Below are 13,495 nucleotides of genomic sequence, written 5' to 3'. Positions count from 1 at the left end.
CCTCACACTTCGATCTTGCCGAGGCGGCGGATGACGAAGAAGCCGACCGTGTACAGGCCGAGCGCGAGCAGCACCAGGCCCTGACCGAGGGGGGAGCCGGTGACGCGGGCGAGTGCGCCTTCGTTCGAGGAGTTGACCAGGACGAGGGAGCCGAGGCCAAGCAGCGGCACGGTGAAGGCGGTGGCGTTGACCTCGGAGAGCATGGTGCGGACCTCTCGCCGTGTCTCCTTGCGGTCCTCCAGGGTCTGGGTGAGGTTGCGCAGTGAGTTCACCACCGAGCCGCCCGCCTTGTTGGCCAGGACAAGGGTGGTGACCAGAACGATCAGCTCCCGGGACGGGAGCCGTTCGGCGAGTTCGCCGAGGGTGTCGTCGATTGTGCGGCCGAGGGTCAACTGGTCGGCGACCCGGGCCAGTTCCTCGCCGGCCGGGGCCTCCAGCTCCTCCGCGGCCATGGCGAGGGCCGTGCGCAGGGCCAGGCCGGCGGCGGTGGCGTTGGCCAGCAGACGGGCCACGTCGGGGAGCTGGTTGATGAACGCCTCGATGCGTTTCTGACGCTGCCAGTTGAGGAAGATGGCCGCGCTCCACACGCCGACCAGGGCGGCGATCGGGCCGAAGAAGGGGGCGAGGGTGGCCGCCGCGATCAGCCACAGGGCGAGGACGACGGCGGTGACGTAGGTGGAGAACTCGCCCGGCGTCAGGTCGAGTCCGGTCGCCGAGAGCCGCAGCTGGAGGGTGCGGCCCAGACGGGTGCGGCGCAGTCTGCGGTCGACGGCCGTGAAGCGCCGTACCCGGCCCGAGGCGGCGCGGGCCGGTTCCGTCGTGCTTCCGGAGAGCCGGTCGACGAGCGCCTGGCGCTGGGCACGGCCAGAGGCGTACACGTGCACTCCGGCGACGGCGAGGGTGCCGGTGAGGACGGTGGCGCCGAGGGCGAGGAGGGCGGGGCTGTTCACGGCTCGCTCCTCTCGCGGGCTTGGTTGGCGTCGTGGGCAGGGTGGACGTCGTGGGCGCGGTGGACGTCGGAGGCGGGAACGCCGGGGGCAGGGATGCCGGAGGCAGGAACACCGGAGGCAGGAACACCGGAGGCGAAGGCATCGGAGGCAGGAACACCGGAGGCGGGGTGGACGTCGCGGACGTCGTAGACGTCGTGGGCGGGGGTCATCCGATGGCCTGCCTCGTGGTCAGTGCGTCCAGGGCCTCCGCGACGCCGAAGGCCGGGGGGAGCGGCTCGTTCGCGACGTACAGCTTCTCCGCGGTCGCCCGGGGCAGCGGCAGGTGCTCGAAGCGGCCGCGGACGATCCGGTCGGGGCCGAGGGGCTGCGGGACGAACCGGGACACGGGGGCGATGCTGAACTGCTCGCGGCCGTGGGAGACGACGAGCGCGATCTCCACGACCTTGCGGGAGCCGTCGGCGTACCGGGCGAGCTGGACGACCACGTCCACCGCCGAGTTGATCTGGTCCTTGAGCGCCTCGAAGGGGATCAGCACCTCGGACATGGAGCCGAGGGTCTGCAGCCGCATCAGCGCGTCCTCGGCCGAGTTGGCGTGCACGGTGGCGAGGGAGCCGTCGTGGCCGGTCGACATCGCCTGGAGCATGTCGAGGGTCTCGCCGCCGCGGACCTCGCCGACGATGATGCGGTCGGGCCGCATCCGGAGGCTGTTGCGGACCAGGTCGCGGATGGTGATCTGGCCCCTGCCCTCGACGTTCGGCGGGCGCGACTCGAGGCGGATCACATGCTCCTGCTGGAGCTGGAGTTCGGCGGAGTCCTCGATGGTGATGATGCGCTCGTGGGACGGGATGAGCCCGGACAGGGCGTTGAGCAGGGTCGTCTTGCCGGTGCCCGTACCGCCGCTGACGATGAGGTTGAAGCGGGCGCGGACGAACGCGGCCAGCAGCATCAGCATCTGCTCGTCGAGCGAGCCGAGGCCGATGAGTTCGGGGAGCGTGTACGCGCGGGGGAAGCGGCGGATGGTGAGGGTGGGGCCGGTCAGGGCGAGCGGCGGGATGATGACGTTGACGCGTTCGCCGGTGGGCAGCCGGGCGTCGACCATCGGGTTGGACTCGTCGACGCGCCGGTTGACCGTGGAGACGATCCGCTCGATGGTCTGCATGAGCTGCTCGGTGGAGGCGAAGCGCAGCGGGAGCTGTTCGACCCGGCCGGCCCGCTCCACGAAGATCGAGTCCGGGCCGTTGACCATGATCTCGGTGATGGACGCGTCGGCGAGCAGCGGTTCGAGGACGCCGAGGCCCAGGGCCTCGTCGACGACCCGGCGGATCAGCTGGGAGCGTTCGGCGGAGGAGAGGACCGGGCCCTCGCGGCTGATGATGTGGCCGAGGACGCGTTCCAGACGGACCCGGCGTTCGGTGGCCGCGAGGCCGGACATCTCGGCGAGGTCGATCTCTTCGAGGAGCTTGGCGCGGTAGACCGCGACGAGGTGCCCGTCCTCGCGGGGGGCTACGCCGTCGTCCTGGGCGGCGATACGGGAGCGGAGGCTCATGCCTGTCGTCAACTCCTCTCTGGCGTATGGGCTTCAGTCGTCGTTGGGCATGGTGGCGTGACGGGTGACGTCCCAGCCGCCGAAGAGGGGGATGACGGCGGGTACGTGCACGGTGACGGTGGCGGTGGTGGTGTCGGAGCCCTGCTGCACATCGGGCCGCGGGTTCAGCCATCCACTCACCGCGGCCCGGCCCGCCGCCGGCCCGTCCTGCTTCTGGGAAGCCGCCCGTGCGGCCGCGCGGGCGCCCGATCCGGCCTGGTTGATGCCGTAGCCGACGAGGCCGAGCTGGATGGCGGCCATGCCGATGAGGAGGAGGACGGGCAGGAAGCCGGCGAACTCCAGCATGGAGACGCCGCGGTCGTTCCACCGGCGGGTCCGCCCTCTCCCCCACCGGGGGGTCCGCCGTGCCAGTGGGCGCGCGGTGCTGCGGCGCCGGAGCGCTGTCCTCATGGCCCGTTCACCTCCAGCGCCGCGCCCGCGCTGCCGTCCACGCTCCAGCCCGGGTTGACGCCCGGGAAGAACAGGGGGACGTCCGCCGTGACCGTCGCCCTCATCACCGGGCCGGCCGGAGCACACGTGATGTCGGCGCCCTTCCAGGCGTCGGGCAGGTGGGCGGCGCCCGCGGCCCGGCACGCCCCCGCGACGTCGCCCCGCACGGCGTACGCGGCGGTGGCAGCCCTGGCCGCCTCGTCCGCCGCGTTGCCCACGAGCGAGTACGTGTAGCCATACAGGACGCACTCCCACAGGAGCGCCATCACGACCAGCACGAGCGGGAACATCCCGGCGAATTCCAGGGTCACCGCGCCCCGGTCGCCGCCCTTGCGCCACAGGCCGATCGCGCCCCGGTCGGAGGACGGCTTGCGGCGCCGTCCGCCCCCGCCCTCGTGCACCGTCACCAGGCCCAGCTCCCCCGCCAGCGCCCACAGCGCCTGCTTCACGGTGGAGCGGGCGTCGAGGTCCTGGAGGCGTCCGGCGTCCACGACCGACTGGAGTTCCTTGTAGGCGGCCGGGACGGCGGCGCGGGCCATGCGCGTGCCGGTGACGCGTTCGACGAGGGAGGGCTGGATCTCGGTGGCGCGCGAGTGGCGGTTGACGACCGTCAGGGTCTCCTCGGCCTTGCGGATCTGGAGCCGGTCCCACAGGCGCACCATCCGTTTGGCGGCACGGACCGCGACCACGTCCGGCGTCACCAGCAGCAGCGCCTGGTCGGCGACCTCGACCGCCGCGGCGGTGGCGGAGTTCATCTGGGAGCCGCAGTCGACGATCACCACGTCGTGGCGGGAGCGCAGGGCACCCAGTACCTGGCGGGCGACCCGGTCCGTGACCTCCTCGCCGCGTTCGCCCTCGGCGGGCGCGAGGAGGATGCCCATGCCGCTGTCATGGGTGTAGAGCGCGTCCTGGAGCACGCGCGGGTTGATGTCGGTGATCCCGGCGAGGTCGGCGACCGAGCGCCGGAACTGCACGTCGAGGTACGAGGCGATGTCCCCGGACTGCAGGTCGAGGTCGACCAGCGCGACCGTACGCCCCGAGGCCCGGGCGGCGAGCGCCAGCTGGACGGCCGTGACGGTGGCGCCGACGCCGCCCTTCGCACCGGTCACCGCGACCACGGTTCCGCCGGGCCCGGCGTACGGCTCCGGGGTGGCGCTGCCCAGATGACGGCGCATCCCCGACGACCAGGCGGCGGCGGCCTGGACGCGTTCGGCGAGGGCGTCGTAGGCGAGGGGCAGGGTGACGATGCCGCGGGCGCCGGAGTCCATGGCGGCGGTGAGGACGCCCGTAGTCGTGTCGGCGGTGATCAGCACGACCCCCACGGCCGGGAACCGCATCACCAGGTCGCGGATCAGGTCGAGTGCGGGGACCGGCCCGATCCGCTCGTGCACGAGCACGACCTCGGGCAACTCGTCCAGGGATTCGCCGGCCAGGCGTGCCAGGGTGTCGAGCAGGGCCGTGGAGTCCTGGACCGGCGGGGCGGGCTCGGCGTCGGCGATCTGGCTCAGCAGGGTGGTGAGCGCTCGGGCGGCGTCGGCGTCACCGACGGCGGGGAGGATACGGATGGTCATCGGCGCGCCCCCGTCGGAACAGACCCGCCGGGGGCCGGAACGGACCTCATGCGCGGCCTCCTACTTGTCCTGGTCGAGGGTGTAGGTGCGCTCGCCCGGGGCGACCGCCGTCTCGGAGCCGCCCGCGACCAGGGCGAGCCGGACGTGTTCGGCGAACGACTCGGCGTAGGCCACCCGTTGGGCGTCGGCGGTGTCGAGCGCGAAGGTGATGGGCACGGCCTCGGTGGCGTTGCGGCGGCGTTCGTCACTGGACTGTCCCGGGTCCAGGGCGGTGAGCCGGCCGACGTCGAGGACGCGGGCGTTGGTCACGATGACCTTCGACTCGTCCTTGCTCTTCTCGTTCGCGGCCTTGAAGGTGGCGTAGATGTTGACCCGCGAGCCGGGGTCGATCTTTCCGGCGACGCCGGTCGACGCGTCGATCATGATCGCGATCTCCTGCTGCCCCGGCTCGAGTGCGGGCCGGTCGACGATCATGTCGGCCTGGAGCAGCGACCCCTTCTCCAGCCGGGTCACGGCGATCTTGCCGCGGATCTGCGTGAGGCTGGTGACGGCGGTCGAGGACAGCCAGCGCCTGGGCACGGAGATCTTCTGGAACTGGTCGGCGGTGAGTTCCTTGTACGGTGCGATGTCGCTCTTGAGCCGGTACGCCGTGACCTCCGGGCCGACCTTGGAGTTCACGTCGCGGATCACCGACAGCACTCCGGCGAAGGCGCCGACGGCGCACAGGGCCGAGAGGACCAGCAGGATGACGCCGCGGCGCTGGCGTGCGTTCACTACATCTCACCTCGAGGGGACGTGCCGTGTGGTCGAGCGCTGGAGCCCGGTGCTGTGATGCCTGTGGCTGTGATGCCCTGTTGCTGTGATGCCCCGGTGCTGTGGCGTTGTAGCGCTGTGGTGCCGTGGGGTGGTGATGGCGTCCGCAGGGTTATGTGCCCCCTCGGGGAAGTGCGCGCACCGCGGTGGCCGGCCGGTGGTCCGCGGGAGGTGGCAGGGGCGCTGCGCAGAATCCGCAGCGGTCGCCGATGAGTTCGAGCCCGCACCAGTGGCACACCTCGCGCCGTACGGACGAGACGAGCTGGTAGAGCACCGACACGTCGTGCAGTCCGGCGGCGAACTCGGCGAGCCGGCCGGTCCCCCACCAGCGCGCGGACTCCTCCGGCAGGGGGACGGTCGCGACGCCCTGCACCTGCCAGGAGGGGGCGAGCGAGGCGGTGACCCAGTCCGAGGGCGGCTGTCCGGCGGCGACCAGCATCCGGGTGCCGAACTCGGGGCCCGGTAACTCCTCCTGCCCCGCCCGTGCGAGCTGCGGCCGGGGATTGGCCAGTACGGCGAACTGGGCTCCCGGCATCCAGGACTTGGCGTGGGACGTCAGCGGGACGGGGACCCTGTCGAGCCTGGCGACCGAACCGAGGAGGGCGCCGGCGTAGATGTAGTGGGCGAGCAGACGGGCGGACGACGCCAGCACCCCCGGGCTGAAGTCGCAGACGGACAGCTGCCGCAACTGCTGGGCCAGCAGGGCGAGCCCGAGCGGGGGCAGGTCGACGCCGAGCAGCGCGATGCGGTCGCTCTCCAGCACGCAGCGGACGGTGTGCAGCCGCTGGACGGCCGGGTCGTCACCGGAGGCGGGGTACAGGGCGATGACGTAACCGTGCTGTTCGATGAGAGCGTGCATGGCGCCCAGCGACTCTTCGAGCGTGGGCTGCGGCTGGACGGCGGCCGGCGGGGTCTGCCGATCGAGCGGTGGCAGCACCAGGCCGGGACTGGTGACGGCTATCGCGGTCGGCACGGCTGCACACCACCCCGTTCACTGCGGCGAGGTGGTCGACCTCCGCCTCAGATGGCCCCTGTGACGTCCCATTGCGTCGTCCTGCAACAGCACCATATCCACGGCATGCCCCGCTCAACACACAATCGGGAAGATCATCTCACGGAAGGTGGGGGCGCGATCGACACAGAGTAGGCGCATATGCCTCAACTCGTCGCGACTGCTGGAGCATTGGCACCGCCGGGGACCTTGACAACACGATTGGTCTGGACCAAATTCACGGGTCAGACGGTGGTCACCGTTCCGCAATGCCCTCCTGCCCTTCCTCTCCCCACATTCGGAGGCCCAAGTGGACCGCGTACCAGGCATGCTCCGCCGCAGACGGACCCTCGCCGGGGCCGTCGTCGCCGCGCTCGCCCTCTCCCTCCTGGGCGCGGGCCACGCGGCTGCCGCGGACGTGAACAACACCAGGAACGCCGGCTTCGAGTCCGGCCTGAGCAACTGGACCTGTTCGGCCGGCAGCGGCACGACGGTGTCCTCCCCGGTGCACGGGGGCGCGTCCGCGCTCAAGGCGACGCCGGCCGGGCAGGACGACGCGGAGTGCACCCAGACCGTGGCGGTCCGGCCCGACTCCACGTACACGCTGACCGCGTGGGTGCAGGGCGGCTACGCGTTCCTGGGCGCCACCGGCACCGGCACGACGGACGTCTCGGTCTGGACGCCGGACTCGACCGGCTGGAAGCAGCTGACCACGACCTTCTCGACCGGCGCGTCGACGACATCGGTGACGGTGTACCTGCACGGCTGGTACGGGCAGGCGGTGTACTACGCGGACGACGTGTCGGTGTACGGGCCGGACGGGGGCGGGGGCGGCGACCCGGGACCGACCGTGCCCGCGGCCCCGACGGGTCTGGCGGTATCGGCGACGACGTCGTCCTCGGCCTCCCTGGCCTGGAACCCGGTGACGGGCGCGACGGGCTACACCGTGTACCGGGACGGCACGAAGGCGACGGCCGTCACCGGCACCTCGGCGACGGTGACGGGCCTGTCGCCGTCGACGTCGTACTCCTTCCAGGTGACGGCGACCAACGCGGCGGGCGAGTCGGCGAAGTCGTCCCCGGTGACGGCCACGACGGCGCCCTCCGGCGGCGGCGGAGGGGGCGGAGCGCTCCCCAAGCACGCGGTGACGGGCTACTGGCAGAACTTCAACAACGGCGCGGCCGTGCAGAGGATCTCGGACGTCCCGTCGCAGTACGACATCATCGCGGTGGCGTTCGCGGACGCGACCGGCACACCCGGCGCGGTGTCCTTCACGCTGGACTCGCCGGGTCTGGGCGGCTACACGGTGGACCAGTTCACGGCGGACATCAAGGCGAAGCAGGCGGCCGGGAAGAAGGTCATCGTCTCGGTCGGCGGCCAGAACGGCACGGTCTCGGTGAACGACGCGGCGTCCGCGGCGAACTTCGCGAACTCGGTCTACTCGCTGATGCAGACGTACGGCTTCGACGGCGTGGACATCGACCTGGAGAACGGCCTGAACGCGACGTACATGTCTCAGGCGCTGCGCCAGTTGTCGTCGAAGGCGGGCTCGTCGCTGATCATCACGATGGCCCCGCAGACCATCGACATGCAGTCGACGTCGAACACGTACTTCCAGACGGCGCTGAACATCAAGGACATCCTGACGGTCGTCAACATGCAGTACTACAACAGCGGTTCGATGCTGGGCTGCGACGGCAAGGTCTACAGCCAGGGCTCGGTGGACTTCCTGACGGCCCTGGCGTGCATCCAGTTGGAGGGCGGCCTGTCCCCGTCCCAGGTGGGCCTCGGCCTCCCGGCCTCGACGAGCGCGGCGGGCGGCGGGTACGTGTCGCCGACGGTCGTGAACAACGCCCTGGACTGCCTGACCCAGGCCACGAACTGCGGCTCCTTCAAGCCGTCGAGGACGTACCCGGGCCTGCGGGGCGCGATGACGTGGTCGACGAACTGGGACGCGTCGTCGGGGAACGCGTGGTCGAACTCGGTGGGGGCGCACGTGCACGCGCTGCCGTGACGGCGGCCGGGCGACGCACAACGGGACGCGGGGCGGCCGACCGGGGGTCGGCCGCCCCTGCCACCGCGCGGCCGAACCCGGCGGCGCTGCGGACTGAGCAGCTCAGTCGGCACCGCCAGCCACCTCCATTGCTCAGCTCGTCTATGGCAGCAACTCCCGCGCCTACGACGGCCAGGCCCGTTCATCCGCCGCCGGGGCACCTTCCACCGGCAGGCGAGGCGGACCACCCGTTGCAGGCCGGTCCGCCGACTCGGGGAGGCCCGGTACTGCGGCTGACGGCGGCGCGAGTCGGTCGCCTCAGTCGTCGTCCTTCCCGGGGGCTGCGGGTTCCTTCCCGCCGTCCTCGAAGTACGCGTCCAGCACCTCGTCCAGGCGCGCGTCCCACTCCGTGAAGCGCGAACGGGAGTCCGCCTCGATCTCCAGCGGGTACCAGCGGCGTTCCGGCGTGTGCACGGTCACCGTGAACCGCTTCCCGAAGCGGGCGGTCTCCGTCTCCACCGCGCCGATCTCGTCCCAGCCGAACTCGCACTCCTGGTCGTCCAGGCGCAGCCGGATGCCGCCGTGGTCGGCGACGATCCGGGCACGGCGGTCGGCGGCCTCGAACACGGGGCCTTCGGGGGCCTGTTCCCCCTCGGGCTCCTCTTCCGGCTCCTCGCCGGCCGTCTCCTCATTCTCGTCCTCGGCGGAGGGCTCCCCGCCGGCGTCAGCGACCGCGTCCCCGACCGTGCCCTTCTCCTCGGGCTCGGCCTCGTCGGACCTGGGGTCCTCCGGCTCGGCGGCGGACGCGGGTGAGGTGAGCCCGGGGATGAAGGCCGGGTCCATCCCGGCGCCGTCCAGGGGCTGACTGCTCGAACCAATGCGCTGCTCCACAGCGGGCAGTATGGTCGAAGATCCTGTGCCGGACACAGTCGGCCCCTGCATCGTTATACGAATCCTCGCCATACAACGACGCTCACCGGCCGTGACCCGGCGGACGGGGCCGGCGACGCAGGCGGAGGACTCTTCGTGGCCGCCGAGGCCGACGGCCCAGCCCTGGTCGCGCGCCTTCCGCCGGAGAGGCGGCGGCTGCAACGACCACTTCAGGAGGCTCCATGGATGCCGGGACCACCGCAGAGCGCCTCGCCGCTCTCCTGGCGGAACGCGTCGACCACCGCTTCAAGGGCCTCCCGCCGGACGCCGAGGGGCTGACGCTCGCGGAACTGGCCGCCCAGCGCCGCAACCTCTTCACCGGTGGTTTCACCACCCCGGTCCTGGCCCTGTCCGCCGAACGCCTGCAGCACAACCTCGACCTGATGGAGACGTACGCCGCCCGCCACGGCCTCGCCTTCGCCCCGCACGGCAAGACGTCGATGGCACCCCAGCTCTTCCACCGCCAGATCGAGCACGGCGCCTGGGGCATCACGCTCGCGGTCCCCCACCAGGTCCGGGTGGCGCGGTGGTTCGGCATCCAGCGGGTGTTCCTGGCGAACGAACTGGTCGATCCCGCGGCCCTGCGCTGGATCGCCGCCGAACTCGCCGCCGACGCGGACTTCCGGTTCGTCTGCTACGTGGACTCGGTGCGCGGCGTCGAACTGATGGACGCGGCCCTGGGGGGGACCGGGCGCCCGGTGGACGTGGTCGTCGAGCTGGCGGCCGGCGAGGGCGCGCGCACCGGTGCCCGCACGGAGGCGGAGTGCGCTGCGGTCGCGGACGCGGTGGCGGCGACGGGGACGCTGCGCCTGGTGGGCGTGGCCGGATACGAGGGCGAGGTGCCCCGGGCGGACCCGGACCGGGTACGTGCCTGGCTGCGCCGGCTGACCGCGCTGGCGGCGGACTTCGACGAGGCGGGCCGGTTCGCGGGGCTCGACGAGATCGTGGTGAGCGCGGGCGGCAGCGCGTGGTTCGACGCGGTGGCGGATGTCTTCGCGGAGCTCCCCGGCCTGTCCGCGCCCGTGCTGAAGCTGCTGCGCTCGGGCGCGTACGTCTCCCATGACGACGGCCACTACCGCAGACTGACCCCGTTCGTCCGGGTCCCGGAGGAGGGCTCGCTGGAGCCCGCCTTCCGGCTGTGGACGCAGGTGGTGTCCAGGCCCTCGCCGGAGCAGGGGTTCTCCAACGCCGGCAAGCGGGACGCGGCGTACGATCTGGATCTGCCCTTCGCCCTGGTGGTGCGCCGGGGCGGCGAGGAGCGCCCGGCCACGGGTGTCTCGGTGACCGCCCTGTCCGACCAGCACGCCTGGCTCCGTACGACCCCGGAGGCGGACGTGGAGGTCGGGGACTGGCTCGGCATGGGCCTGTCCCACCCGTGCACGTCCTTCGACAAGTGGCAGCTCATCCCGGTGACCGAGGCGGACGGCACGGTCGTCGACTACATCCGCACGTTCTTCTAGGAGAACAGCAGGGCACAGAGCGAGCAGAAGGAAACAGGAGGCAGCGTTCCCATGGATCTCCCCGATCTCGCCGACCTCGTCATCCGGGACGCGGACGTCGTCGACGGCAGCGGCGCCCCCTCCTACCGTGCCGACGTGGCGGTCAAGGGCGGCCGGATCGTCTCGATCGTCAAGGAGGCCGCGGGGGCGGGCTGCCAGCGTCCCAGGGCCGTGCGGGAGCTGGACGCCGAGGGCCTGGCCCTCTCTCCCGGTTTCATCGACATGCACGCCCACAGCGACCTCGCCCTCCTGCGCGACCCCGACCACAGCGCGAAGGCGGCGCAGGGCGTGACCCTCGAGGTCATCGGGCAGGACGGGCTCTCGTACGCCCCGGTCGACGACCGCACGCTCGCCGAGGTGCGCCGCACGATCGCCGGCTGGAACGGCCACGGCGACGACATCGACTTCACCTGGCGGTCGGTGGGCGAGTACCTGGACCGGCTGGACCAGGGCATCGCGGTCAACGCGGCCTATCTGATCCCGCAGGGCACGGTACGGATGCTGGCCGTGGGCTGGGAGGACCGGGAGGCGACGCCCGAGGAGCTGGACCGGATGCGCCGGCTGGTCGCCGAGGGGATGCGGCAGGGCGCGGTCGGCATGTCGTCCGGGCTCACCTACACGCCCGGCATGTACGCCAAGGACGCCGAACTCGCCGAGCTGTGCCGGGTGGTGGCCGAGTACGGCGGCTACTACTGCCCGCACCACCGCTCGTACGGGGCGGGAGCGCTCAAGGCGTACGAGGAGATGGTGGCCCTGGCCCGTGAGGCCGGCTGCCCGCTCCACCTCGCCCACGCCACCATGAACTTCGCCGTCAACGAGGGCCGCGCGCCGGAACTGCTGTCCCTGCTGGACGACGCCCTGGCGGCGGGCGCGGACATCACGCTGGACACCTACCCCTACACCCCGGGCTGCACGACGCTGGCCGGGCTGCTGCCGAGCTGGGCGAGCGAGGGCGGCCCGCAGGAGATCCTTGGGCGGCTGGCCGACGACGCGGTGGCCGAGCGGATCCGGCACGACCTGGAGGTCCTGGGCACCGACGGCTGCCATGGCGTGCCCGTCGGGTGGGACACGATCGAGATCTCGGGGGTGAGCGATCCCGCGCTCGCGTCGTACGTCGGCAGGACCGTCCGGGAGTCGGCGGAACTGCGCGGCGAGGAGCCGTGGGCGACCGCCCGCCGGCTGCTGGTCGAGGACCGGCTGGGCCCGACGGTCCTGCAGCACGTGGGCCACGAGGACAACGTCCGGGCGGTCATGCGGCACCGCGCCCACACCGGCGGCTCCGACGGCATCCTGCGGGGCGCGAAGCCGCATCCGCGCGCGTACGGCACCTTTCCGCACTATCTCGGCCGGTATGTGCGGGAATTGGGGGTGCTGTCGCTGGAGGAGTGCGTGGCCCACCTCACCTCGCGCCCGGCGGCCCGGCTGCGGCTGCCGGACCGCGGTCTGGTCCGCGAGGGGTACCGCGCCGATCTGGTGCTGTTCGATCCGGACACGGTCGCTGCGGGCGCCACGTTCGAGCATCCGCGCACGCTCCCGACGGGCATCCCCCACGTCCTGGTCGACGGCCGTTTCGTGATCGAGGACGGGCGCAGGACCCAGGTGCTGGCGGGGCGGGCGGTTCGCAGGACTCCCCTGTGACCGCCCGCCCCGCGCCCGCTGGCTAGGGCTTGGGCAGGACGCAGCCGCTCGCACTCAGGTCGAGCTTGTTGCCGGTCCCGAAGCACGCCGGGATCTGGTAGGTCTCCTCGGCGTAGTTGATGCCCTGGCGGACGGTGATGTTGCCGCTCTCGTCGACCTCGCAGGGGTTGTTCACGGTGCAGGTCTCGCCGTTCTCGTTGCCGGTGTTGTTGACGGCGACGACCTTGCCGGTGGCGTCGTCGACGACGGGCGATCCGGACGTGCCGCCGATGGTGTTGCAGGAGGAGGTGTAGCGGACCGAGTCCTTCCAGGTCCAGCCGCCCTCCTTCAGGCGGTAGACGAACCCGTCGATGCTGCAGGTGTAGATCCGCTTCCAGTAGCCGGAGACGACGCTGATGGCGGTGCCGGCGACCGGATGCGTGTCGGCGACGGTGAGGGCGCTGATGCCGTACGAGTTCCTGATCCGCGCGTAGGTGCTCGTGAGCTGGTAGATCGTGACGTCCGTGTCGGTCATCGTGGAGTACGCGACCTTGCTCGCGCGCAGCGTCCCGATTCTGCTGCCCGAGGAGTTGAGCAGGCCGAAGGTGCGGCTGGACGCCTGGTCGACGATGACCTCACCGGGCGACGGGAAGCCCGTCTCCAGGCAGTGGCCGTTGGTGAGCACGAGCGCGGGGTCGGTGTCCGCGGAGTTCGGGAAGCGTATGACGGACCCGGAACAGTTGCTGAGCGAGACCGCGCCGGCGAAGTTCACGGCCTGGATGGTCGCCGTACCGGAAGCCGTGGCCGTCCGCGAGAGCGGGGCCGGCTGCGCGACCGCGGCCGTCCTGGCGGCCGTTTCCGCGGAGTGGGGCGCCGCGACCGCCGGTGCCGCGCCGGCCCCGGCGATCACCAGGGCGAGGAGCGCGGCGACGAGAGGCTTTCTCATGTGGGGGATCCCCTCTGGATGAGGCTGCGATGACGTGACGGCCGGAGGTCGTCCGGCCGCCCCTGTTTTGTCATGCGCATTGTGAGTGGAGGGGTGTGCGCGGGCAAGGAGTCGTTTTCGGCCGCCTCGAAACGGACATCCGGACAGGAC

General features: G+C 71.8%; 12 protein-coding genes. 3 read left to right on the top strand and 9 right to left on the bottom strand.

Annotated features, from left to right (window positions below; translation table 11 throughout):
* Positions 1-2: 2 nt before the first annotated feature.
* From ACFSL4_RS22775 to ACFSL4_RS22745, 7 genes are all read right to left on the bottom strand, one after another.
* On the bottom strand, positions 3-950 hold the full coding sequence (locus tag ACFSL4_RS22775; protein WP_381085916.1) for a type II secretion system F family protein: 948 nt from the start codon (positions 948-950) through the stop codon (positions 3-5).
* A complete protein-coding gene (locus ACFSL4_RS22770) occupies positions 947-1,159 on the bottom strand; it encodes a hypothetical protein (RefSeq protein WP_381085913.1) in 213 nt (70 codons plus the stop codon). Before ACFSL4_RS22770 ends, ACFSL4_RS22775 begins: the two co-directional genes overlap by 4 nt.
* Positions 1,156-2,496 (bottom strand): CpaF family protein, encoded by a 1,341-nt coding sequence (locus tag ACFSL4_RS22765; RefSeq protein ID WP_381085910.1) that lies wholly within the window; start codon positions 2,494-2,496, stop codon positions 1,156-1,158. Before ACFSL4_RS22765 ends, ACFSL4_RS22770 begins: the two co-directional genes overlap by 4 nt.
* 33 nt (positions 2,497-2,529) lie before the next feature.
* Positions 2,530-2,946, bottom strand: coding sequence for a TadE/TadG family type IV pilus assembly protein (locus ACFSL4_RS22760; RefSeq protein WP_381085908.1), 417 nt, complete (start codon positions 2,944-2,946; stop codon positions 2,530-2,532).
* Entirely contained in the window at positions 2,943-4,556 is a 1,614-nt protein-coding gene (locus ACFSL4_RS22755) for a CpaE/TadZ family protein (RefSeq protein WP_381085905.1), read from the bottom strand. Before ACFSL4_RS22755 ends, ACFSL4_RS22760 begins: the two co-directional genes overlap by 4 nt.
* A gap of 60 nt (positions 4,557-4,616) precedes the next feature.
* Positions 4,617-5,330, bottom strand: a complete 714-nt coding sequence (cpaB, locus tag ACFSL4_RS22750; RefSeq protein WP_381085902.1) for a Flp pilus assembly protein CpaB — start codon at positions 5,328-5,330, stop codon at positions 4,617-4,619.
* 151 nt (positions 5,331-5,481) lie between these two features.
* A complete protein-coding gene (locus tag ACFSL4_RS22745; RefSeq protein ID WP_381085900.1) occupies positions 5,482-6,342 on the bottom strand; it encodes a hypothetical protein in 861 nt (286 codons plus the stop codon).
* 346 nt (positions 6,343-6,688) lie between these two features.
* Between ACFSL4_RS22745 and ACFSL4_RS22740 the strand changes: the two genes are divergently transcribed.
* The gene (locus ACFSL4_RS22740; RefSeq protein ID WP_381086040.1) at positions 6,689-8,374 is read left to right on the top strand and encodes a chitinase; all 1,686 of its coding nucleotides are present in this window, start codon (positions 6,689-6,691) and stop codon (positions 8,372-8,374) included.
* Positions 8,375-8,671: 297 nt separating this feature from the next.
* Here ACFSL4_RS22740 and ACFSL4_RS22735 read toward each other — a convergent pair whose 3' ends face one another.
* On the bottom strand, positions 8,672-9,244 hold the full coding sequence (locus tag ACFSL4_RS22735) for a hypothetical protein (protein WP_381085897.1): 573 nt from the start codon (positions 9,242-9,244) through the stop codon (positions 8,672-8,674).
* Between the two features lie 221 nt (positions 9,245-9,465).
* On the opposite strand from ACFSL4_RS22735, the gene ACFSL4_RS22730 reads away from it, so the two are divergent.
* A complete protein-coding gene (locus ACFSL4_RS22730; protein ID WP_381085894.1) occupies positions 9,466-10,743 on the top strand; it encodes an amino acid deaminase in 1,278 nt (425 codons plus the stop codon).
* A 51-nt stretch (positions 10,744-10,794) separates the two neighbouring features.
* A complete protein-coding gene (locus tag ACFSL4_RS22725) occupies positions 10,795-12,420 on the top strand; it encodes an N-acyl-D-amino-acid deacylase family protein (protein ID WP_381085892.1) in 1,626 nt (541 codons plus the stop codon).
* Between the two features lie 22 nt (positions 12,421-12,442).
* Here ACFSL4_RS22725 and ACFSL4_RS22720 read toward each other — a convergent pair whose 3' ends face one another.
* On the bottom strand, positions 12,443-13,345 hold the full coding sequence (locus ACFSL4_RS22720) for a S1 family peptidase (RefSeq protein WP_381085889.1): 903 nt from the start codon (positions 13,343-13,345) through the stop codon (positions 12,443-12,445).
* Positions 13,346-13,495: the final 150 nt, after the last annotated feature.

Origin of the sequence: Streptomyces caeni, assembly GCF_042678285.1 — a bacterium.
Taxonomy (GTDB): Bacteria; Actinomycetota; Actinomycetes; order Streptomycetales; family Streptomycetaceae; genus Streptomyces; species Streptomyces caeni.
Note: the sequence above shows the minus strand (reverse complement) of the source record. Positions and strands in the feature narration are given on the sequence as shown.

Coding starts and splice junctions, on each gene's coding strand:
- ACFSL4_RS22770 (WP_381085913.1), bottom strand. CDS start 1,159: ATGACCCCCGCCCACGACGTCTACGACGTCCGCGACGTCCACCCCGCC.
- ACFSL4_RS22765 (WP_381085910.1), bottom strand. CDS start 2,496: ATGAGCCTCCGCTCCCGTATCGCCGCCCAGGACGACGGCGTAGCCCCC.
- ACFSL4_RS22760 (WP_381085908.1), bottom strand. CDS start 2,946: ATGAGGACAGCGCTCCGGCGCCGCAGCACCGCGCGCCCACTGGCACGG.
- ACFSL4_RS22755 (WP_381085905.1), bottom strand. CDS start 4,556: ATGACCATCCGTATCCTCCCCGCCGTCGGTGACGCCGACGCCGCCCGA.
- ACFSL4_RS22740 (WP_381086040.1), top strand. CDS start 6,689: ATGCTCCGCCGCAGACGGACCCTCGCCGGGGCCGTCGTCGCCGCGCTC.
- ACFSL4_RS22730 (WP_381085894.1), top strand. CDS start 9,466: ATGGATGCCGGGACCACCGCAGAGCGCCTCGCCGCTCTCCTGGCGGAA.
- ACFSL4_RS22725 (WP_381085892.1), top strand. CDS start 10,795: ATGGATCTCCCCGATCTCGCCGACCTCGTCATCCGGGACGCGGACGTC.
- ACFSL4_RS22720 (WP_381085889.1), bottom strand. CDS start 13,345: ATGAGAAAGCCTCTCGTCGCCGCGCTCCTCGCCCTGGTGATCGCCGGG.